Origin of the sequence: Saccharothrix violaceirubra (assembly GCF_014203755.1) — a bacterium.
GTDB classification, from domain to species: Bacteria; Actinomycetota; Actinomycetes; order Mycobacteriales; family Pseudonocardiaceae; genus Actinosynnema; species Actinosynnema violaceirubrum.
This window is the reverse complement of record NZ_JACHJS010000001.1, coordinates 5,532,053-5,553,473: the sequence shown is the minus strand read 5'-3', so window position 1 is coordinate 5,553,473 and position 21,421 is coordinate 5,532,053. Positions and strand designations below refer to the sequence as shown.

The 21,421-nt window shown below is 72.2% G+C and carries 20 protein-coding genes; 7 read left to right on the top strand and 13 right to left on the bottom strand.

Going from position 1 to position 21,421, the window contains the following annotated elements; all coding sequences use genetic code 11:
- Positions 1–18: 18 nt before the first annotated feature.
- A complete protein-coding gene (locus tag F4559_RS25330; protein ID WP_184672739.1) occupies positions 19–3,891 on the top strand; it encodes a wHTH domain-containing protein in 3,873 nt (1,290 codons plus the stop codon).
- 97 nt (positions 3,892–3,988) lie between these two features.
- The gene (locus F4559_RS25325) at positions 3,989–4,312 is read left to right on the top strand and encodes a hypothetical protein (protein WP_184672737.1); all 324 of its coding nucleotides are present in this window, start codon (positions 3,989–3,991) and stop codon (positions 4,310–4,312) included.
- Here the strand turns inward: F4559_RS25325 and lipA are convergent.
- Positions 4,309–5,310, bottom strand: a complete 1,002-nt coding sequence (gene lipA, locus F4559_RS25320) for a lipoyl synthase (protein ID WP_184672735.1) — start codon at positions 5,308–5,310, stop codon at positions 4,309–4,311. The genes F4559_RS25325 and lipA overlap by 4 nt on opposite strands.
- 136 nt (positions 5,311–5,446) lie before the next feature.
- Here lipA and F4559_RS25315 point away from each other — a divergent pair, with 136 nt between their 5' ends.
- Positions 5,447–6,382 carry an LLM class F420-dependent oxidoreductase gene (locus F4559_RS25315; protein ID WP_184676192.1) on the top strand — a complete coding sequence of 312 codons (936 nt, stop codon included), beginning with the start codon at positions 5,447–5,449 and terminating at the stop codon, positions 6,380–6,382.
- Here F4559_RS25315 and F4559_RS25310 read toward each other — a convergent pair.
- From F4559_RS25310 to lpdA, 7 genes are all read right to left on the bottom strand, one after another.
- Entirely contained in the window at positions 6,367–6,822 is a 456-nt protein-coding gene (locus tag F4559_RS25310; protein ID WP_425567938.1) for an ArsR/SmtB family transcription factor, read from the bottom strand. The two genes, F4559_RS25315 and F4559_RS25310, sit on opposite strands and share 16 nt — an antisense overlap.
- Before the next feature lie 10 nt (positions 6,823–6,832).
- Positions 6,833–7,777, bottom strand: a complete 945-nt coding sequence (locus tag F4559_RS25305) for a serine hydrolase family protein (protein WP_184672733.1) — start codon at positions 7,775–7,777, stop codon at positions 6,833–6,835.
- Positions 7,778–7,838: 61 nt separating this feature from the next.
- Complete coding sequence (gene lipB / locus F4559_RS25300; RefSeq protein WP_184672730.1) at positions 7,839–8,582, bottom strand: lipoyl(octanoyl) transferase LipB; 744 nt, start codon at positions 8,580–8,582, stop codon at positions 7,839–7,841.
- A complete protein-coding gene (locus F4559_RS25295; protein ID WP_184672728.1) occupies positions 8,569–9,162 on the bottom strand; it encodes a phosphatase PAP2 family protein in 594 nt (197 codons plus the stop codon). Before F4559_RS25295 ends, lipB begins: the two co-directional genes overlap by 14 nt.
- Positions 9,159–10,037: a TIGR01777 family oxidoreductase gene (locus F4559_RS25290; protein ID WP_184672726.1), complete on the bottom strand. Its 879-nt coding sequence runs from the start codon at positions 10,035–10,037 to the stop codon at positions 9,159–9,161. The genes F4559_RS25295 and F4559_RS25290 overlap by 4 nt, the downstream gene beginning before the upstream one ends.
- A 122-nt stretch (positions 10,038–10,159) precedes the next feature.
- Positions 10,160–11,857: a 2-oxoglutarate dehydrogenase, E2 component, dihydrolipoamide succinyltransferase gene (gene sucB, locus F4559_RS25285; RefSeq protein ID WP_184672724.1), complete on the bottom strand. Its 1,698-nt coding sequence runs from the start codon at positions 11,855–11,857 to the stop codon at positions 10,160–10,162.
- Between the two features lie 46 nt (positions 11,858–11,903).
- Positions 11,904–13,274, bottom strand: coding sequence for a dihydrolipoyl dehydrogenase (gene lpdA / locus F4559_RS25280; RefSeq protein ID WP_184672722.1), 1,371 nt, complete (start codon positions 13,272–13,274; stop codon positions 11,904–11,906).
- A gap of 175 nt (positions 13,275–13,449) precedes the next feature.
- Here lpdA and F4559_RS25275 point away from each other — a divergent pair, with 175 nt between their 5' ends.
- Positions 13,450–13,767 carry an oxidoreductase gene (locus F4559_RS25275; RefSeq protein WP_184672720.1) on the top strand — a complete coding sequence of 106 codons (318 nt, stop codon included), beginning with the start codon at positions 13,450–13,452 and terminating at the stop codon, positions 13,765–13,767.
- Positions 13,768–14,025: 258 nt separating this feature from the next.
- On the opposite strand, the gene F4559_RS25270 is transcribed toward F4559_RS25275, so the two are convergent.
- Entirely contained in the window at positions 14,026–15,522 is a 1,497-nt protein-coding gene (locus tag F4559_RS25270; RefSeq protein ID WP_184672718.1) for a leucyl aminopeptidase, read from the bottom strand.
- Positions 15,523–15,719: 197 nt separating this feature from the next.
- On the opposite strand from F4559_RS25270, the gene F4559_RS25265 reads away from it, so the two are divergent.
- Both F4559_RS25265 and F4559_RS25260 read left to right on the top strand, forming a co-directional pair.
- Positions 15,720–16,889 carry an APC family permease gene (locus F4559_RS25265; RefSeq protein WP_184672716.1) on the top strand — a complete coding sequence of 390 codons (1,170 nt, stop codon included), beginning with the start codon at positions 15,720–15,722 and terminating at the stop codon, positions 16,887–16,889.
- Positions 16,890–16,948: 59 nt separating this feature from the next.
- Positions 16,949–18,049 (top strand): branched-chain amino acid aminotransferase, encoded by a 1,101-nt coding sequence (locus F4559_RS25260; RefSeq protein ID WP_184672714.1) that lies wholly within the window; start codon positions 16,949–16,951, stop codon positions 18,047–18,049.
- 25 nt (positions 18,050–18,074) lie between these two features.
- Here the strand turns inward: F4559_RS25260 and F4559_RS25255 are convergent, their stop codons facing one another.
- The 3 genes from F4559_RS25255 to cobU all read right to left on the bottom strand — a co-directional run bounded on the left by F4559_RS25255 (position 18,075) and on the right by cobU (position 20,555).
- Positions 18,075–18,779: an adenosylcobinamide-GDP ribazoletransferase gene (locus tag F4559_RS25255; protein ID WP_184672712.1), complete on the bottom strand. Its 705-nt coding sequence runs from the start codon at positions 18,777–18,779 to the stop codon at positions 18,075–18,077.
- A gap of 184 nt (positions 18,780–18,963) precedes the next feature.
- Complete coding sequence (gene cobT / locus F4559_RS25250; RefSeq protein ID WP_184672710.1) at positions 18,964–20,001, bottom strand: nicotinate-nucleotide--dimethylbenzimidazole phosphoribosyltransferase; 1,038 nt, start codon at positions 19,999–20,001, stop codon at positions 18,964–18,966.
- On the bottom strand, positions 19,998–20,555 hold the full coding sequence (gene cobU, locus F4559_RS25245) for a bifunctional adenosylcobinamide kinase/adenosylcobinamide-phosphate guanylyltransferase (RefSeq protein WP_184672707.1): 558 nt from the start codon (positions 20,553–20,555) through the stop codon (positions 19,998–20,000). Before cobU ends, cobT begins: the two co-directional genes overlap by 4 nt.
- A 73-nt stretch (positions 20,556–20,628) precedes the next feature.
- Here cobU and F4559_RS25240 point away from each other — a divergent pair, with 73 nt between their 5' ends.
- Entirely contained in the window at positions 20,629–20,823 is a 195-nt protein-coding gene (locus F4559_RS25240; RefSeq protein ID WP_184672705.1) for a hypothetical protein, read from the top strand.
- Here the strand turns inward: F4559_RS25240 and F4559_RS25235 are convergent, their stop codons facing one another.
- On the bottom strand, positions 20,824–21,399 hold the full coding sequence (locus F4559_RS25235; protein WP_184672703.1) for a PadR family transcriptional regulator: 576 nt from the start codon (positions 21,397–21,399) through the stop codon (positions 20,824–20,826).
- Between the last annotated feature and the right edge of the window lie 22 nt (positions 21,400–21,421).

Here is a 21,421-nt window from a genome sequence, read left to right as displayed (position 1 = left end):
CGGGCGAGAGGGGCGCGGATGGCGGACGGGGCGTGGGCGGCGGACAGTCCGCTGTGGGGCCTGGCATCGGACGCGGACCGCTTCGGACCACCGGTCCTGGCCCTGGCCCGCTCGTTGGACTCACGCCGTGTCCGGGCCGAAGAGGTGCTGGCCGGCGACCCCTGGCTCGACCCGGACCTGGCCGCGCGCATGGCGTCGCACCTGGCCGTGGACTTCGAGTTGTCCGGTGCCGAGGCCGCACTGCTGGTGCTGGCGCCGATGTTGCACCAGGTCAGAGTGCTGGAGGCTGCTGCCGCGGCGGTGTCGGTCGGACCCACGTCGTTACGTGAGCCCGGGTCGGCCGACTACGCGCGATTCCTGTCCGGCCCGGAACAACGGCGGCTCGTCGACCGCACGGCGGCACGCCCCGAGGCCGGCGACGGGATCGGCTGGTGGCTGTTCCACCAGTGGGTCGCCGGCCGCCCCGACCGGCCCGCGCCGCTGGCGACCGGTGACCGTCCGCTACAGCCGGTACTGGCCTGCCTCGACCGGATCGAGGCGTTGTTCCACCTCACGCCCGGGGATCTGCGCGACGACCGGCGGCGTGGACTCGAGCCGGTCCGCTCCTACCTCGGCTTCGGGCCGCCGCAGGAGGTGCGTGAGGAGCTGCTCGGCCTGCTCCTGGTCGTGGCCCGTGAGCTGGCGATCGGGCTGACCGCGTTGCCGATCACCGTGGTGGAGCACCTGGGCATCCCGAACCCGGTGCGACTGGGCGAGTTGCGCACGACCATCGCCGAGGCGCGGTGGGAGCCGATGGAGCACGTGGGCGTCGCGCTGTTGGCGCACTGCCGCCACGAAGCCGTGCTGGAGTCCCTGCGGGACCACGTACGCCGGACCGACGCGGTCCTGGGCGCGGTGCGGGACGTGGCCGTCGGCGTGGAGGTCCTCAAGCCGCTTCGGTCTTTGCCCGCCCACGCTTCGGCGGACCGCATCAGGCCCGCCGAGGAGAACGGGCGGCCGGTGTTCGTGGTGCCCGTGACCCGGTTCCGGCTGGAGGAGAGCCGGGTGCGCGAGCTGCTGATGGGGGAGCAGCTCTACGGGGACCGGTCGTTGGCGATCCGCGAGCTGTACCAGAACGCGTTGGACGCGTGCCGTTATCGCAAGGCCCGATACGACTACCAGGCCGTGAAGCACCGGAGCCGGGCGTTGTGGGAGGGCCGGATCACCTTCACCCAGGGCCGCGAGGACGGCCGGTACTACCTGCGGTGCCACGACAACGGCGTGGGGATGGGCGAATCCGAGCTGCGCGAGGTGTTCTCCCGCGCCGGTGCCCGGTTCGCCGACCGGCCCGAGTTCGCCGAGGAGCAGGCCCGGTGGGAGGCGGCGGGGGTGGAGCTGTTCCCCAACAGCCGGTTCGGCATCGGGGTGCTGAGCTACTTCATGCTGGCCGACGAGATCGAGGTCCGTACCCGGCGGATGAGCCGGGACGGGTTCGACCACGGGCAGCCGTTGCGCGTCATGATCGCCGGGCCGGGGCACCTGTTCCGCATCGAGCCGGTGGACGAGGACGTCGAGCCGGGGACGACGGTGACGCTGTACCTGCGGGATGGGGATGCGGCGCCGTCGTGCGTGGACGTGCTGAACCGGTTGTTGGGCCTGGCCGAGTTCGCCACCACGGCGACCCACGACGACCTGTCGGCCGAGTGGGAACCGTTCAGGTTGGAGGCCAGACCCCGTGGTGTCGAGGATGGTGTGACCGTGTCCGGGATGCTCGTGCACAGCGAGCCGACCGAGTACGGGCAGGTGGTGTGGTGTGAAGGGGGCGGTGGGCTCCTGGTCGACGGCATCCACGCGGAACCCGTCCACCGCCGAGGTGTGTTGAGCCCGCCACCGTTGAACAGCCTGGGGTCACGGGGTGCCGTGGTGAACCTGCACCACCACGCGGCCCCCAGACTCAGCGTCGACCGTAAGTCGGTCCTGGACGACGTGTCGTCCCAGGTGGAAAGCCTGCTGCGGGACGCCGCCCGTGAACTGGTCGCGGCCGACCCGGTCTTCCTGACCCACGAGTGGATCTGCGACCTGGCCGTCGACAGTCCCTTCGTCGCGGACATCGTGACCGACGAGATCGCGTCGAGTGGACGACCGGTGTGGTCGGCGGCCGGGCCGATCGACATGGCGACGGTGGGCTGCTTTCCGTGGGACTGGGCCCGAATCCGGCGGTTGGACGCGGCCGGCGGCCCTGCCCGGACGCGCTTCGACCATGCCGCACTGGACGAGTGGCTTCTGCTGTGGCGATTGCTTGCCCACCGAGGCCCCGAGGTGCTTGGTGTGGACTTCCCGCATGGTCGCGCCGTGCGTTCGGCGCGACCATCGGACGCGGCCTTCCTCGGAGTGGGTTCGGAGACGACGAACGACCCGCGCCAGGTGCAGGTGTCGGATTCGACCTCGGCCGGCTACGTGCTGTCGGTGGCCGCGGCCTACGGCATCGAACCCGTGGTCGTGGCGCAGCGGCTCGCCGCGCTGGGCATCGATCCGGGTTCGTCCTTCACCGGCGGGTTCGACGACCCGGACCGGGACTCCCGGCTGCTGTCGACGCATGTCGAGTACCGGACGTCTTCCTGGCTCGACCCCCGGACGCCGGTGTCCGTCGGCCGCTTCGTCTACGCACACGTCCGGACCGGGATCCCGGTCGAGAAGCTCCTCGACCTGTTCGACCGGTGCGGTTTCGACACCCGTCGGGTGCGGACACTGCCGCGACGGATCACGCGTGACGACCTGACCCTGGTCGGAGTCGATCTCGAACGAGGCAGACCCTGGCTCCCGGACGGTCACCCGGTGAGCGTGGAGCACGTCTGTGCCGCAGCGGCCGTACTGCGGTGGTCGCCCACCAGGGTCACGGACAGGCTCGCCGAGCTGGGGTTCTCCGCGCCCCGGGTCGAGTCCCTGCCAGACTGGGCCGCCTCGGCCACCCGTCCGGTCCTGTCGTGCGCGGCGCTGCCGATGGGCGGGGTCGTCGAGGTGTCGCAACTGGTCCGGGCTTCTGTGCTGTGGGACGTGCCACCTCGCGAGGTGGCACGTCGCTTCGCCGAGATCGGCATCCCGGTGCCTCCGGCGGACCTGCTGCCCGACACGCTCGACGAGCGTGATCGGACACTGCTGTCGGGGACGTGGCTGCGGCGGAACACGCCTCCGGGCCCGGTCCGGGTGGGACTGCGTGACCTGCTGGACCTGGCCGAGAACACCCGCGTCCCGGTCGGCGAGGCGTGGACCAGGCTGGCCGAACTCAAGTTCGACCTGCCATCGTCGGTGATCGCCACCCAGGCGTACGACGAGGCCGATCGCCTGCTCATGCGCTTCTCGCCGGCCGGCGAGCAGCGTCCCCATTGGGAAACCAGGCGCGACTTCGGGTTCGTGCTCGAAGCGGCACGGGAGATCGGGCGATCGGCCGCGGAGATCGTCCGTCGCCTGCGCCGGATGGGTCTCGAGGCCCCGATCTGGTCGTGGCCGGACGAGCCGCTGACCGAGATCGACTACCACACGATGGGAATGATCAGGTCGATTCGGCGGATGCCGCTCGCCGGGATCGCGCGCGTGTCCAAGAAGACAGGTGGCGAGGCCGTACAGGTCGCGGAGCGGGTGAGGAAGCTGGGTTACGACGTGGACCCCGTGCCCGAACGGCTCGACCCTTTCAGCCTCGCCCTTCTCGACTGTTTCGACCGGTTCGACCGGTTCGACATGTTCGGACTGGACCTCCGGCGGCCGGTCACGATGCGGTCGGTGCTGGACGCCGCGCTGTGGTTCGAGATCGCGCCGGCCGAGGTGGTGGAGCGGTTGGCCGCCCTCGGGCTGGAGGTGCCGGACCTGGCCGTCGAGCTGCCCAAGCTGCTGGCGAAGGTGCCCCTCGCGGACTAGCGGCGCGTGCGCCGGTGAGGCGATCCGGCGCGGCCGACCGGGGTTCCTCGTCGGTACATCGCCGCAGGTCGGGCGGGGTGGGCGTAGGTTGCACGCCATGTCGGCCAGGGTGGTGTCCGCGGTGGTCGGCGGCGCGTTCGTGCTGGCCGGGCTGCTGATCCTGCTCCTGCCGATCGAGGCGCGGTCGCCGGGCGGGATCGCGGTCGCCTGCGGCAACGCGTGGGGCGCCGGGTTCGACGACGTCGCGCTCGAGGCCCAAGGGGTGGCGTTGCCCGAGGTCTGCGCACGTCTGCGCGAGCGGCGGTACGGCTGGGGCCTGCCGGTGGTCGTGTTCGGCCTGGCGGTCGGTGCCGGGACGTTCTTCGTGAACGGGCGCGTCGCCCGCCGGGGGAAACCGGCAGGCGACGCGGAAGACCGCTAGCGGGACAGCAGGGAGGTGACCTCCTGGGCCGCCTCGCCCGCCTGGAGCAGGTGCGTCAGGTTCTCCGGCAGCTCGTCGCCGCGCTTGGTCACGGCCTGCGCGTACAACCGCCCGGCCCGGTACGACGACCGCACCAGCGGACCGGCCATGACGCCGGAGAAGCCGATCTTCTCGGCCGTCTCCTTGTGCGTCACGAACTCCTCCGGCTTGACCCAGCGCTCCACCGGGTGGTGCCGGGGCGACGGGCGCAGGTACTGGGTGATCGTGATGATCTCGCAGCCCGCGTCGTACAGGTCGGCCAGCGCCTCGGTCACCTCGTCCGGCGTCTCGCCCATGCCCAGGATGAGGTTCGACTTGGTCACCAGACCCGCCTCGCGGGCCGCGGTGATCACCTCCAGCGACCGCTCGTAGCGGAACGCCGGCCGGATGCGCTTGAAGATCCGGGGCACGGTCTCCAGGTTGTGGGCCAGCACCTCCGGTCGGGACGCGAACACCTCGGCGAGCTGTTCGGGGACGGCGTTGAAGTCCGGGATCAGCAGTTCCACGCCGGTGCCCGGGTTGAGCGCGTGGATCTGCCGCACGGTCTCCGCGTACAGCCACGCGCCGCCGTCCTCGAGATCGTCACGCGCCACGCCGGTCACGGTCGAGTAGCGCAGGCCCATGGCCTGCACGGACTCGGCCACCCGCCGCGGTTCGTCGCGGTCGAGGTCGGCCGGCTTGCCGGTGTCGATCTGGCAGAAGTCGCAGCGTCGGGTGCACTGCTCGCCACCGATGAGGAACGTCGCCTCGCGGTCTTCCCAGCACTCGTAGATGTTGGGACAGCCCGCCTCTTCGCACACCGTGTGCAGGCCCTCGCGTTTGACCAGGCCTTTGAGTTCCCGGTACTCGGGGCCCATCTTCGCCTTGGTCTTGATCCACGAGGGCTTCTTCTCGATGGGCGTTTGACTGTTGCGGACTTCGAGCCGCAGCAGCTTCCGACCCTCAGGTACGACGGTCACCCGTCAACAGTACGTCACGCGGCACCGGACCCGACCCCGACCGAAGGCCCCGACCAGGCCCGATCCGGCGCGGCGACGGACGTCACGTCCCGCGCGGCGGCCACCGCGCGCCGGGGGTTAGCGTGGGCGCGTGGAACTGGAACTGCGCGTCTTCACCGAGCCCCAGCAGGGGGCGACCTACGACGACCTGCTCGCCGTCGCACGGACCGCCGAGGCCGCCGGGTACGGGGCGTTCTTCCGCTCCGACCACTACCTCCGGATGGGGTCGGCCGACGGCCTGCCCGGTCCGACGGACGCGTGGATCACGCTCGCGGGCCTGGCCCGGGAGACCTCGACGATCCGCCTGGGCACGCTCGTGACCGCCGCGACCTTCCGCCACCCCGGTCCGCTGGCGATCGGCGTGGCGCAGGTCGACCACATGTCCGGCGGGCGCGTCGACTTCGGCCTCGGTTCGGGCTGGTTCGCCGAGGAGCACGCCGCGTACGGGCTGGACTTCCCCGACATCGGTGAGCGCTTCGACCGCTACGAGGAGCAGTTGGAGATCATCACGAGCCTGTGGGCCACGCCGGTCGGCGAGACCTACTCGTTCGAGGGCAAGCACTACACGCTCAAGGACTCGCCGGCGCTGCCCAAGCCCGTCCAGGCACGGGTGCCGGTCGTGATCGGCGGTGGCGGCAAGAAGCGGACGCCCGCGCTCGCGGCCCGCTACGCCACCGAGTTCAACCTGCCGTTCGTACCCGCGGACTTCGCCGTCGAGCAGTTCGGCCGGGTCGACGAGGCGTGCCGCGCGATCGGCCGCGACCCGGGGACCGTGACCCGGTCGGTCGCCCTGGTCGTCGCGGTCGGCAAGGACGACGCCGAGGTCAAGCGCCGGGCCGACGCGATCGGCCGCGAGGTCGACGAGTTGAAGGCCAACGGTCTCGCGGGCACGCCCGCCGAGGTCGTCGACCGGCTCGGCGAGTGGCGCGAACGCACCGGCGCGCACCGGTACTACCTCCAGGTGCTGGACCTGTCCGACCTGGCCCACCTGGAGCTGGTCGCGGCCGAGGTCGCCCCTCAGCTGCGGAGCTGACCGGCCACGTCCGCCGCGGCGGTGAGCAGGACGAGCACGGGCACGGTCGCCTCCGGGCGCAGCCGGTAGCTCCCGCGCCTGTCCTGCTCCACCACGCCGGCCGCGGTCAGTGCCTTGAGGTGGTGGTAGAGCTGACCGGTCGAGCCGAGTCCGGCCGCCTCCTGCAACGCCGTCGACGGGCGCGAGCCCGCGCCGAGCAGGCAGCGCACGATGTCGACCCGCACGGGGTGTGCCAACGCGGCCAGCACCTCCAGGCGCGGCCGGTCGTCCAGGTGGAGCGCGTGGGCCGGTGTCACGTCGACGTGCCGTTCGACCGGCTCGCCACCCAGGGTGACCCGGCCCCGGTAGCCGAGCGTGCCGCCGCCTTCCGCCGGTGTGGTCCCGCCCTCCAGGGCGGCGACCCGCTGCTCCAGTTCGGCAAGACGTCTTTCCAGCTCCACCGGCGTGATCCTACGAGAGACGATCGCGCAGCTCTCCGAGAACGGCGGCGTCGAGCAGGACCCGCGTCAGCAGGTCGGGCAGCGCGCCCCGGTCGGCGTACCGGGCCTCGTCGACGCCTCGGGTCAGCAGCGTGGCCGAGCCGAGCCGGCCGTCGGGCCACCGGACCGTGACGCCGAGGGTGACGATTCCGGGCAGCGCGCCGCCCAGTCTGCCGATGTCCGCCACTCCGATGCCCGCCATTTTGGGCGGCACCGCGTGGCCGGCTTCGAGGAGGGCGTCACCGGCCAGGAGCCGGTGGGTCCGGTCCACCGCGGCGGCCGTGCCCGGCCACGTGTCCCGGGCCCAGTCCGCCCGACCGGCGTAGCCGGGGACGTCGGGGGAGCGGCCGATCACCTCCAGTTGGAGGCGTGGATCGGCGAGGTACTCCTGCGCGGACACGGGTCGGCGCAGGACCAATCGCAGCCGTTCGGTCAGGAACGACGGCAACCCCGGTCGGCCCAGCCGGTCCCGCAGCAGGTCCGCGGCGGCGGTGTCGCCGAACCGGATCATCACGCCCGCCAGGTCGTCGAGCGTGACGAGGGCGTGGGGGTCGTCGGCGGTGACGCCGTTGCCCGACGTGATGCCGAGGTGGGCCAGCGCGGCGCCGTGGTCCTGGCCCGGGAGGTACCGCTCCCAGTCGCCGACCGTGACGCGCCCCTCGGGGCGGACCTCCCGGTAGGCGGCCAGGTGTTCGATCATCGCCGCGGCGGCCAGCGGCTGGGGTGCGTGGGGGCGGTGCGAGATCCGTCCGCCCCGGCCGTCGTCGACGACCAGCGCCACGTCGTCGCGATGCGCGCCGAGCCAGTCGGGCCACCCGTCGAAGCGGGGTTCGGCGGACGCGCGCGGTACGGGCAGCAGCAGCGTGCCGCCCGCGACCGCACCGGCGGTGAACAGGCTTCGTCGGGTCAGCGGCACCGCGAGTCCCCCTCACTTGTAGTCCGTAATTACGGAACACTAGAGGGACGTCGTCGTGCTGTCAGCCCGTGCGCACCGCGAACGTGACCCCTGGGGCGACCGGTTGTTGACGCTCCAGCGTGCGGTCGGTCAACGGCAGCGTCCCGTCCAGGGCCGCGATCACCGCCTCCCGGGCCAGCGGCAGCACCTCGGCCACCGTCACGTCCCGGCCGAGTTCCTCCGACAGCGACGCCACGCCCGCGTCCCGGATGCCGCACGGGATGATGTCGCCGAACGCGTCCAGCGACGCGTTGCAGTTGATCTCGAACCCGTGCATGGTCACGCCGCGCTGCACGCGGATGCCGATCGCGGCCACCTTGCGCTCGCCCGCGCGCTCGTCGGCCGGGAACCACACGCCGCTGCGCCCCTTGATCCGACCGGTGTGCAGACCGAGCTGGTCGCACACGTGGATCAGGGCCTGTTCCAGCCGCCGCACGTAGTCGACGACGTCCAACGGCTCGGACAGCCCGATGATCGGGTAGCCGACGAGCTGGCCCGGACCGTGCCAGGTGATCTTGCCGCCGCGGTCGACGTCGATGACCGGCACGTCGCCGCCGACCGGCCGCTCCTCGGGCTCGGTCCGCCGACCGCAGGTGTAGACGGGCGGGTGCTCCAGCAGCAGGAGGGTGTCGCCGCCGGTCCCCTCGGCCCGCGCCTCGGCGATCCCCTTCTGGAGGTCCCACGCGGCCAGGTAGTCGATGGTGCCCAGTTCACGCACGTCGAACGGGTCGCGCGACGTGCGGCAGGACAAATCAGGACTGCTCACTCCTCGACCCTACGCCCACGGGCGTCAGCCGAAGGGCGTGGGCGCCGAGCAGCCCCACCCCCATGACGCCGAGCACCGCGCCGACCGTGTCGGTGAACCAGTGGTACTGCACGACGACCCGGCTCGCGGCCGTGAGCACGATCGCCGTGACGGCCAGGACGATCGCGGTGCGCACGTGGTCGCGGGCCAGGTGCGCGGTCAGCAGCACGCCCACGAACCCCATCGTGGCCACGGCCGTCACGTGCCCGCTCGGATAGCTGTAGAGGTCGTACTCGATCGGCCTGATGCGCCGGTACAGGTCCCGCGCGAGCACGGTCGTCCAGCACAGTCCGAACAGGACGGACGCGCGCACCAGCAGCGAGTCCCGCGCCAGCAGCGCCCGCGATCCCAACGCCACCAACGTGATCGTGGCCAGCCCCGGGCTGAGCACGAGGCTGATCACCTCGGCGGTCCGCGTGACCGCGGGACCCAGGGTCAGGGCCACCTCGTGCAGATCGCGGTCCAGCACGGGCACGTCGTGGCGCACCAGCACGCCGAGCCCGACCGAGGCGAGCACGAACAGGACGCCGAGGGCGATCATCGGCCGACGGCCGCCGCCACCGCGGTGCCCAACGAGGGGTGCCGGAACCGGAACCCGGCCCGTTCCAGCGCACGGGGGATCGCGCGCTGCCCGATCAGCACGCCCTCCTCGGCGAACTCGCCGAGCACGAGCTTGAGCGCGAACCCCGGCACGATCCACGGCGTCGGCCGCCGCAGCACGTGCCCGACCGTGCGGGTGAACTCGGAGTTCGTCACGGGCGACGGACCGGTCACGTTCACCGGTCCCGAGATCTCGGGGTGCTCGATCGCGAACACGGTCGCCGCGAGCACGTCGTCCAGCGACACCCACGGCATGTACTGGTGGCCGGAGCCGAGTTTGCCGCCCAGACCGGCCGAGAACAGCGGCCTCAACTTGCCGAACAGCCCGCCGGACTCGCCCAGCACCAGGCCCGTGCGCAGCTTCACGACCCGCTGCGGGCCCTCCGTCGCCGCCTCCCAGCGGCGGACCAGCTCGGCCAGGAACCCGGTGCCCGACGGCGACGTCTCGTCGACGACCTCCTCGCCGGTGTCGCCGTAGAAGCCGACCGCGCTCGAATTGACCAGCAGCGGCACCCCGTGCTCGACCGCGGCACCGGCGAGTACCTCCGTGGGCACCGTGCGGCTGTCCAGCAGCACCTGCTTGCGCGCCTGGTCCCACCGCTTGTCCGCGATGCCCGCGCCGCACAGGTTCACGATCGCGTCCGCGCCGGTCAACGCGTCGACGTCGAGCCTGCCCGCGGGTGGGTCCCACGTCCGCTCGTCGGGTGCCTGTGCCGGCCGCCGCACGAGCCGCACGACCTCGTGGCCGGCGCCGCGCAGCGCGGCGACCAGGCTGGTGCCGATGAAACCGGACGAACCGGCGACCACAACGCGCATGGCAATGATCGTCTCTCAGCGACCCGCCCCGCGCACAGCGGCGGAAGTGTCGTCCTGACCACCCGGGACGGCGAAGGCCGTATCCCTCGCGTGAGGGATACGGCCTTCGCCGGCTTGTGTTCCTACAGACCCAGGTCGGCCTCGAACGCGCCCTCTTCCAGGCGGTTCTTCACCGTGGTCAGGAAACGGCCCGCGTCGGCGCCGTCCACCAGGCGGTGGTCGTAGGTCAGGGCGAGGTAGGCCATCGAGCGGATCGCGATGGTGTCGTCGCCGCTCGCGTCGGTGATCACCACCGCGCGCTTCTTCACCACGCCGACACCCAGGATGCCGACCTGCGGCTGCTGGATGATCGGGGTGTCGAACAGCGCGCCGTTGCTGCCCAGGTTGGTCAGCGAGAACGTGCCGCCGGTCAGCTCGTCCGGGGTCAGCTTGTTGCCGCGCGCGCGGGCCGCGAGGTCCGCGATCTTGTGCGACAGGCCGGCCAGGTTGAGGTCGCCCGCGTTCGCGATCACCGCGTTGAGCAGGCCGCGCTCGGTGTCGATCGCGATGCCCAGGTGCTCGGCACCGTGGTAGACGACCTCCTTCTTCTCCTCGTCGATCGAGGCGTTCAGCACGGGGTGCTGCTTGAGTGCCTCGACCGCCGCCTTGGCGAAGAACGGCAGGAACGTCAGCTTCGTGCCCTCGCGCTGCTCGAACGCCTTCTTGGCCTGGTTGCGCAGCCGGGCGATCTTGGTGACGTCCACCTCGAACACCTGGGTGAGCTGCGCGGAGACCTGGAGCGACTCGCGGGTACGCTGCGCGACGATCTGGCGCAGGCGGGGCAGCTTCTGCACCGTGCCGCGCTTGCCGCTGGTGTCGGCGGCCGGCGCCGCGACCCGCTGGGCGGGTGCCGCCGATGCGGGCGCGGCGGCCGGCGCCGGGGCCTTCTTGGCCTCGACGGCGGCCTGCACGTCCTGCTTGCGGATGCGACCGCCGACGCCGGAACCCTTGAGCGTGGCCAGGTCGATGCCGTGCTCGGCCGCGAGCTTGCGGACCAGCGGCGTCACGTACGGCGTGCCACCGTCGGTGTTGTTGTCGTCGGCCTTCGGCGCTTTCTGGACGGGAGCGGGCTTCGGGGCCTCGGGCGCGGGCGTCGGCTTGGGCGCTTCCTGGACCGGCGCGGGCTTCGGGGCTTCCTGGACCGGTGCCGGCTTGGGCGCCTCGGGAGCCTTCGGCGCGGGCGCACCCGAGCCGACGACCGCGAGCTGCCCGCCGACCTCGACGGTCTCGTCCTCGCCCGCGGTGATCTCCAGCAGCGTGCCCGCCACCGGCGACGGGATCTCGGTGTCGACCTTGTCCGTCGACACCTCCAGCAGCGGCTCGTCGACCTCGACGGGGTCGCCGACCTGCTTGAGCCAGCGGGTGACGGTGCCCTCGGTGACGCTCTCGCCGAGCGCCGGCATGGTCACCGGCGTGCCCTCGGCGGCACCGCCGGCCGGCGCGGCCTGCGGCTCGGGTTCGGGCGCGGCCTGCGGCGCCGGTGCGGCCTGCGGCTCGGGCGCGGCCTCCTCGACGGGCGTCGAGGCGGAACCGGAGTCCGCGTCGCCGTCGCCGATCACGGCCAGCTCGGCGCCGACCTCGACGGTCTCGTCCTCCTGCGCGACGATCTTCTGCAGGACGCCCGCGGCGGGCGAGGGGATCTCGGTGTCGACCTTGTCGGTCGACACCTCCAGCAAGGGCTCGTCGACCTCGACGCGGTCACCCTCCTGCTTCAACCAGCGGGTGACGGTGCCCTCGGTGACGCTTTCGCCGAGAGCGGGCATTTGGACGGAGAAGGCCATCGTTCGCTGACTCCTGGATCGTGTGCGGCTGACTGGTTTGCGACGGTCAGCCGTGCACGTGCAGCGGCTTGCCGGCCAGGGCGAGGAACGCCTCGCCGAGGGCTTCCGTCTGGGTCGGGTGTGCGTGGATGAGCGGAGCCACGTCCTCCGGGTACGCCTCCCAGCTGTAGATCAACTGGGCCTCGCCGATCAGCTCGCCGACCCGCTCGCCGACCAGGGTGATGCCGACGACCGGGCCGTCCGGCGCCTTGACCAGCTTGACGCCGCCGGCGGTCTTGAGGATCTGGCTCTTGCCGTTGCCCGCCAGGTCGTAGACGAAGGTCTCGACCTTGCCGTACTTCTCCTGGGCCGCGGCCTCGGAGAGCCCGACCGAGGCGACCTCGGGCTTGCAGTAGGTGACGCGCGGGATGCCCGCCTCGTCGATGACCTTGGGGTTCTGCCCGGCGATCTCCTCGGCGACGAAGATGCCCTGCTGGAACCCGCGGTGCGCGAGCTGCAGGCCGGGCACGATGTCGCCGACGGCGTAGACGTTCGGGATGTTGGTGCGCAGGCGCTCGTCGGTGATCACGAAGCCGCGCTCGATCTTGACACCGGCCTCCTCGAAGCCGTGGCCCGCGGAGTTGGGGCCCCGGCCGACGGCGACGAGCAGCAGGTCGGCCTCGAGCACGTCGCCGGACTCCAGCGTCACGGACACGCCCGAGTCGGTCTGCGTGGCGCCGGTGAACCGGACGCCGGTCTTGAACTTGATGCCCCGGCGGCGGAACGCGCGCTCGAGCTGCTTGGACGCGTACTCGTCCTCGGCCGGCACCAGGCGGGGCAGGGCCTCCACGATCGTGACCTCGGCGCCGAACGACGCCCACACGCTCGCGAACTCCACGCCGATCACGCCGCCGCCGAGCACGACGACCTTCTCCGGCACGAAGTCCAGGTTCAGCGCCTGGTCGCTGGTGATGATCCGGCCGCCGATCTCCAGACCGGGCAGGCTGCGCGCGTACGAGCCGGTGGCCAGCACGACGTTCTTGCCCGTGTAGCGCTGCCCGTCCACCTCGACGGTGTTCGGGCCGACGAACGTGCCGGTGCCCTCGACGAGCGTGACCTTGTTCGCCTTGGCCAGACCCTGGAGTCCCTTGTACAGACGGCTGATCACACCGTCCTTGTAGGAGTTGACGCCCGCGATGTCGATGCCCTCCAGCGAGGACTTCACGCCGAACTGGTCGCCTTCGCGCGCGTTGTCCGCGACCTCGGCGGCGTGCAGCAGCGCCTTGGTCGGGATGCACCCGCGGTGCAGGCAGGTGCCGCCCAGCTTGTCCTTCTCGACCAGGACGACGGACAGGCCGAGCTCGGCCGCGCGGAACGCGCAGGCGTAGCCGCCCGAGCCGCCACCGAGGATCACAAGGTCGGCGGAGGTGTCGGTCACGGGATCTCCCTGGAGGGCTTGTTGCCTTACTCCGCGCGGGTGCGCGCGTGTAGAAGCCATCTTGTCACTACCTCCGCGAAGGCGGCGACGCGGTGCCCGATCGGGAGATTTGGCCACGCTTTCACACGGCCGCCGGCAGGATGGCCGTCTGGACTCGGGGCAGGAGGTACCAGGGGTGGGTCTGTTCGACCGTTTCCGCAGGAAGCAGCGTGCCGGCGTGCCGCGTGTGGCGACGTCGGCCGACACCGGATACCTGGAGCAGTGGGCCGCGTCTCGGCGCGGGGTCGAGGCGTTCGTCGAGCCGAAGACCACCGTGACGGAGACCACCGTGGTGTTCGTCGCACACGACGGCGAGTGGACCAGACGGCGTATCGACGGCGAGGAAGGCGCGCGGAGGTTGGCGCGCAAACTCGGCATCCCGGTGTACGACGCGGGGATCGTGGGTTACCCCAAACGTATGCGCGAGTACACCCGCCGCAAATCGGCGGGCTGAGCGCTCTTCCGGCCGCGCGCTCTTCCGGCCGCCCGATCGGGTGTCCCGCCGGACTTGTCCACAGGCCCGGTGTCCCCGGTGGAGTTGTCCACAGGCGAGGGCTGTATCTCCGCGCCGCGCTGCCGTCGTCGATAGGCTGGAGCGGGGCAGCCCCCCAGGGTGGGTGGGGGTGTGTCCGGTACCCGTGAGCGCGGATGTCGATCAAGAGTCGGTGTGACCCGCGAGGTGGGGTGCAGGGTGCCCCACCTCGCGCGGGTGTCAGCCGTTCGCCGCGATGTCCGCCAGCACGGCCGCCAGGGTGCGTACGGGTACGCCGGTGCCGCCCCGGGTGGTGTAGCCGTACGCCCCGCCGCTGTGGAACGACGGACCGGCCACGTCCAGGTGCGCCCACGACACGCCCTCGGCCACGAACTCGCGCAGGAACACGCCCGCCACGAGCATGCTGCCGAACCGGTGCCCGGCCACGTTCGCCAGGTCGGCCAGGCGCGAGTCGAGGTCGCCGCGCAGTTCCTCCGGCAACGGCATCGCCCACGCGTTCTCACCGACGGCCCGGCCCAGTTCCGCGACCCGGTCGCGGAAAGCCTCGGTGCCCATCACGCCCATGGTCCGCTTGCCCAGCGCCACGATCTGGCCGCCGGTCAGCGTGGAGGTCTCGACCAGGTAGTCCGGTCCCTCCTCGCACGCGCGCACGATCGCGTCGGACAGCACGAGCCGTCCTTCGGCGTCGGTGTTGAGCACCTCGACGGTCTTGCCGCCGTACATCGTCAGCACGTCACCCGGCCGGTACGCGGTGCCCGAGGGCATGTTCTCCGCGAGCGGCGCCCAGGCGGTGACCTCCAGCGGGTACTTCAGCTTGGCCGCGAGCACGACGGTGGCGATCACGGCCGCCGCGCCGCCCATGTCCGAGGTCATCTCGTCCATGCCGGCCGCGGGCTTGATCGAGATGCCGCCGGTGTCGAACGTGATGCCCTTGCCGACCAGCGCGACCTTCTTGCCGGCCTTGGGGCCCTTGTAGGTCACGCGGACCAGGCGCGGCGGGCGCGACGAGCCGCCGCCCACGCCGAGGATGCCGCCGAAGCCCTGCTTGCGCAGCGCCTTCTCGTCGAGCACCTCGATCTCGAGACCCTCGGCCTTGGCCAGTTCCGCGGCCCGGTTGGCGAACGACTCCGGGAACAGGTCGTTCGGCGGGGTGTTCACCAGGTCGCGGGTCAGGCTCACGGCCTCGGCGATCGCGGTCGCCGCCTTCACGGTGGCGCGGTGCGCCTTGGTCGTGCCGGTCGCGGGCGCGACCAGGTCGACCCGGCCGACCGGACCGTCGCCGACGGCGGTCTTGTAGGCGGTGAACGTGTACGCGCCGAGCACGGTGCCCTCGACGGCCGCACCCAGGTGCAGCGTCGACAGCGTGGTCACCACGCGCTTCTTGCCGCCGACCGCACGCGCGGCGGCACCGGACGCGCGGCGCACCTGCTCTTCGGTGACGCCACCGTCGTCGCCCGCCTTGCCGAGGCCGACGGCGAGCAGCACGGGTGCCGCGATCTTGCCCAGGGTGGGCAGCGTGACGACCTCTTCGGCCTTGCCCGACGCGCCGACGGTCGCCAGCAGGTCCGCCAGCCCGCCGTCGAACGCGGCGTCGAGCGCCTCGGCGGACCCGGCGAGCACCGGTCCGTCCGTCCCCTGGATGGTCCCGACGACGACGGCGTCGACCGCGGCCTTCGTCGGTTCACTGTCGGTAATGGCCAGTTTCGGCGCTGTCACTGCGTCTCCTCGGAAATTCCTCCCGGCACTTCTTGTGTTGTGCGACGGGAACGGAGTGGTGATCGCACCGAATGCTAAAGGTCGAGTTCAGCCGGCCGCCCGTTGCAGTGCCAGCAGCGCGGAGTAACAATTAACACGATCAGGTGTCGATCGCGCAGTGGTTAGGCCGTGGCCAGTTCGTCTGCGAGTGTGTACCGGTGACATTCACGCCCCGTGTCGCCGTGGTGTCCGCGCTCGGTGGCGCCCTCGGCGCCGGTGTGTTCGCCGGTTTCGCGCCGGCCGCGCTGCTCGCGGGTCCCTGGTTCCTCCCCGCCCTCGTCCTCCCCGCCTGCGTCGCCCTGCTGTCGGGGTTCGGCGCGGCCGACCAGGCCCGCGCGGACGGCGACGCCGGCGGCCACGGTTTCGCGTACGCACGCCTGGGCCGCCTGCCCGCCCGGCTCTCCGGCGTGGCTCACCTGATCGGGCGAGCCGGGGTGGCTGCCGCGCTCGCCGGGACGTTCGCCGCTTACGTCCTGCCGGAGTACCGCACACCCGCCGCGCTGGCCGTGCTCATCGCCTCGGTCGCGTCCAACGGCGTGCGCGCGCCACGCCGCTCGGCCGCCGCCGCGGCGGTGTTCGTGCTCGGCGTGCTGCTCCTGGTCGGGGTCGTGTGCCTGGCCGTCCCACCGCCCGAAAACCCGGCTCTGGCCGGATCTCCGCAGGTCATGGGCGTGCTCGGCGCGGCTTCGGTGCTGTTCGTCGCGTTCCTGGGCTTCGAGCGGGTGTCCGGTGCGGAGTCCGCGCGCGCCGCGGTGCCGCTCTTCGTCGGCGCGCTGCTCGTGATCACCGCGTTCACCGGGTACGCCGTGCTGCACCAGCTCGGCCCGGCCCGGCTGGGCCTGTCCCGGGCACCCCTGCGCGACGCGCTCGTGGTCGCCGACGGGCGCTGGCTCGTGCCCCTGCTCGGGCTCGCCGTCACGGTCGCCGTGCTCGCCGTCCTGCGGCACGTGTTCGCCACCGCGCGGCGCACGCTCACGGCACTGGTCGCCGTCGGCGATCTGCCCCCGGTGCGCGGACGCGTCCCGCTCGACATCCTCACGGCCGCGTGCGCCGCATTGTGCGTGGTACTCGCGAGTCCGACCACGGCACTCGCGATCGGCGCGTGCGCCATGGCATTGCACTACGGCTTCACGAACGCCGCCGCGCGCATCCTCCGGAAAGAGGACCGCACCTGGCCTACGCGCACCGCGTGTTTCGGACTCGGATTGTCGGTTCTGCTCGCGATCTGCGCGCCGTTCGACGCGCTCGTGGTGACCATCGCGTCACTCCTCGTGGGCGTCGCCGCGCTCGCACTGCGAGGACCGCTCACCCCCCGGCGGCGGAGTTAGGACGGCCGACCGTCGGCAAGGCGATTTTCCGAACACCGCATGACGGTTAGGGTGCTGTCATGACGACCGCGTTGCCTTTCACCCGGACCTCCAACCAGCAGCCGGCGACCCCGGAGCGCGTTGCCGAGGTACTCGCGAAGCCGGGCTTCGGGCAGCACTTCACCGACCACATGGTGACGATCCGCTGGAACCGCGAGCAGGGCTGGCACGACGCGCGGGTCGAGCCGTACCACTCGCTGGAACTGGACCCGGCGGCGAACGTGCTGCACTACGGCCAGGCGATCTTCGAAGGGCTCAAGGCGTACCGCCGGCCCGACGGCTCGATCGCCTCCTTCCGCCCGTTGGCCAACGCCGAGCGCCTGCGCGCGTCGGCCCGCAGGCTTGCCATGCCCGAACTGCCCGACGAGCTGTTCGTCGACTCGATCCGCGAGCTGCTCGCCGTGGACGCCCGCTGGGTGCCGTCGAACGCCGAGGAGTCGCTGTACCTGCGGCCGTTCGTCATCGCGACCGAGAAGGGCCTGGGCGTGCGCCCGGCGGCGGAGTACCTGTACGTGCTCATCGCCTCGCCCGCCGGTCCGTACTTCGCCGGCGGCGTGAAGCCGGTGACGGTGTGGCTGTCCAACGAGTACGTGCGCGCGGCACCGGGCGGCACGGGCGCGGCCAAGTTCGCGGGCAACTACGCCGCGTCCCTGGTCGCCCAGGCACAGGCCGCCGACAAGGGCTGCGACCAGGTCGTGTGGCTCGACGCCGTGGAGCGCCGCTGGGTCGAGGAGATGGGCGGGATGAACCTGTTCTTCGTCTTCTCCTCCGGCGCGGACGCCAAGGTCGTCACCCCCGAGCTGTCCGGCGCGCTGCTGCCCGGCATCACCCGCAGGTCGCTGCTCCAGCTCGCCGCCGACCTCGGCTACGGCGTGGAGGAGCGCAGGATCTCCACCGAGGAGTGGGAGAAGAAGGCCGGGTCCGGCGAGCTGACCGAGGTGTTCGCGTGCGGCACGGCCGCCGTGATCACGCCGGTCGGCCACGTCAAGCACGCGGACGGCGAGTTCTCCGTGTCCGGCGGCGTGACCGGCGAGGTCACGCTCAAGCTGCGCGAGAAGCTCACGTCGATCCAGCAGGGCACCGTCGAGGACCCGCACGGCTGGATGGTCCCGCTCGCCTGAGCGCTCCCCGACGCGACGGCCACCCTCACACGGCGCACACCACGAGCACCGCGAGGGTGGCCGTTTCGCAGGCGGCGCCGAGCACGTCGCCGGTCATGCCGCCGAAGCGCCGACGCGTGTGCCGCACCAACAGCAGCACCAGCGCGGCGGCCACGACCACGGCCAGCGGCCCGCGCACCGGCGACACGAAGAACCCGGCCACGCCCAACGCCGCCCACCACGCCGCCGCCACCCACACCGGCTGTGACCCGGCGACCAGCGCACCGAGCCCTTCCGGTCGGGCCGCCGGCACACCGCGCACGCAGCACAGCGCGAACGCGGCCCGGCCCGCCGTGAGGGCCAGCACCACCGCGCCCGGCCCGACGACGGGCGACGCCGCCGCCTGCGCGCCCAGCACCACGATCAGCGCGACCACCGCGAACGGCCCGGCGCCGCCGTCCTTCATCACCGCGAGCGCCCGGTCCGGCGGCCCGTAGCAGCCCAGCCCGTCGGCGGTGTCGGCCAGGCCGTCCAGGTGCATGCCCCGGGTGGCCAGAGCGAGACCGCCGACCACGAGCAGACCGGCGAGCAGCGGGGGCGCTTCGCGCAGGGCGAGCAGCGCGCCGGCCGCCGCGGCGCCGAGCAGCACGCCGACCAGGGGGGCCAGCGCGATCGCCCGTCGTGCCGCGTGCGCGTCGACGCTGCCGACGCGCACCGGCAGGACGGTGAGCCAGGACAGTGCGAGCTTCACGGCGTCATCCTCACAGGGCCGCGGTGACCGGGTTGGCCGCCGTCCTCACCGCGCGGGATTCACCGCGCGGTACGTGACCCCGATCAGGACGGCCGATCCACGGCCCGCCGTGGATCGGCCGGTGGGGGCCGTGCCGCCGCGGTGCGATCCACCCCGGCGGCCGGCCACTACACCACGGACGACGCTACGAACGCTTGGAGACGCCCGCGCTCTCGAAGGTCGCCATCTCGGCCAGCACGCGGGTCGCCATCACCACCAGCGGCAGGGCCGCGACCGCGCCGGAGCCCTCGCCCAACCGCAGGTCGAAGTCGATCAGCGGCTCCAGGTCGAGGTGGTTCAGGGCCAGCGCGTGCGACGGCTCGGCCGACCGGTGCCCGGCCACCCACCACTTGCGGGCACCCGGCGCGAGTTCCTCGGCCACGATCGCGGCGGCACCGGACACCACGCCGTCGAGCACGACGGGCGTGCGCCGCACCGCCGCCTGGGCCAGGAAACCGGCCATGGCCGCGATGTCCGCGCCCGACGACGTGGCCAGCAACCGCAGGGGGTCGGAGACCACGGGCCGGGCCCGGCGCAACGCGTCGCGGATCGCGGCGGTCTTGCGCATCCAGCCCTGGTCGTCGATGCCAGTGCCCCGCCCGACCACGGCGACCGGCTCGGACCCGGTCAGCACGCCGATCAGCACGGCCGCGGGCGTGGTGTTGCCGATGCCCATGTCACCCGCGATCAGCAGGTCGGCGCCGCCGTCGACCTCCTCGTCGGCGAGCCGGCGACCGAGTTCGACCGCCTGCTCGGCCTCCTCGAGGGTGAGCGCGTCCTCGCGGTCGATCGACCCCGACGCCCGGCGCACCTTGTGCTCGTCGACGCCGGTGTCGCCGTCGACCGAGGTGTCCACGACGCGCACGGTCGCGCCGGCGACGTTGGCCAGTACGTTCACCGCCGCGCCGCCGTTGAGGAAGTTCGCCACCATCTGGCCGGTGACCTCGCTCGGGTACGCGGAGACGCCGTGGCGGGCCACGCCGTGGTCGCCCGCGAACACCACGACCCGGGGTCGGGTGAACGGGCGGGGCGGGCATTCGCCCTGGCACGCCGCGACCCAGGCGCCCAGCTCTTCGAGCCGGCCCAGGGAACCGGTCGGCTTGGTGAGCGTGGCGTGCCGCCGTTCGGCCCGCTGTCGCACGGCCTCGCTCGGGGCCTCCACGGGCGGGAACTCGATGGTCACCGACTACCTCCGGCTTCGCGCAGTCGCAGTGGGATGCCCGCGACGACCAGCACCACCTCGTCGCAGACCTCGGCCAGCCGCGCGTTGAGCGAGCCGAGGTGATCGCGGAAAAGCCTGCCAGAGCGGGTGCCGGGCACGACGCCCAGTCCGACCTCGGCCGACACCAGCACCAGTCGGGCCCGGATCTGTGCCACGGCACCGACCAGGTGGGCGCAGTGCCGTTCGACGACGTCGGCCCCCGCGCCGTCCCACGCGCCCGCTTCGTCGAGCACGCCGGTGAGCCACGTGGCCACGTCGTCGACGAGGATCGGCGGGTCGGATTCGCTGGTCGCGGTGAGCACGGCGAGCAGGTCGTCGGGCGTCGGCGCCTCGACCGTGGTCCACTGGGTGGGACGTCGGGCCACGTGCGCGGCGATGCGCTGCTCCCATTCGGGGTCGTCCGCGTAGCGGCGGGCCGTGGCCACGTACGTCACGACGTCGTCCGTGACCAGCCCTTCCGCGTGCGCGGACTTGCCGGATCGCGCGCCGCCGAGCACGAGTGTCCGACTCGTCACACCTCACTCCCTCCATCGGGGGACATAGCCTGAGTCCGAACGTTACCCGCCGTGAACTCCGGAGGTGGCCCACGTGGAATACCGCTGGCGGTACCAGGACGCGCAGGGCCGCGAGGTCGACGGTCCTCAGGAGACTTTCGCCGACCAGGGCGAGGCCGAGGACTGGTTCAACGGCGTGTGGCAGGACCTGCGGGCGTCCGGTGTGGACCGGGTGACCCTGCTGCGCGACGAGTCCGAGGTGTACGGACCGATGTCGCTGGCGTCCTGATCAGCGGTCGGGCCAGGCCAGCGTGCCGGCCGCGATCTCGGCGGCGGTCTCGCGCACCCAGGCCAGCTCGGCGTCGAGCAGGCGCAGCGCGCACTCGACCTCGATCATGAACAGCCGGGGCAGGCCCCCGGCCAGGACTTCTTCCAGCGTCGCGCGGATCTGCGTGGCGGTCTTCTCGAGCTGCCCCGCGCGTGCTTCCAGTGCCTCGCGCGCGCGCTCGGGTTCCAGCGCGCCCAGGTAGCTGACGGCCGCCAGGAACTGCGGGAACTCCTTCACCGGGTTGCGCAGCAACGCGTCCAGCCAGTCGGTGAACTCGGCGCGTCCCAGGTCGGTCAACCCGTAGACGGTCCGCTCGGGCCGGTTGCCGGTCCGCTCGGTGGCGGACGCGGCGATCCACCCGTGCTCGGCCAGTCGTGCCACGGTGTCGTAGAGCGAGCCCGTGTTGACCTTGAACGTCCGGTCCTTGTAGCGCTCGCGCAGCGTGGTCGCCATCTCGTAGGGGTGCATCGGTCGTTCCAGCAGCAGGCCGAGCAGGGCCAGGGCGAGCGGGTTCTTGATCTTCGTGCGGTCGGCCACGCCCCGGACTCTAGCCGGCCGG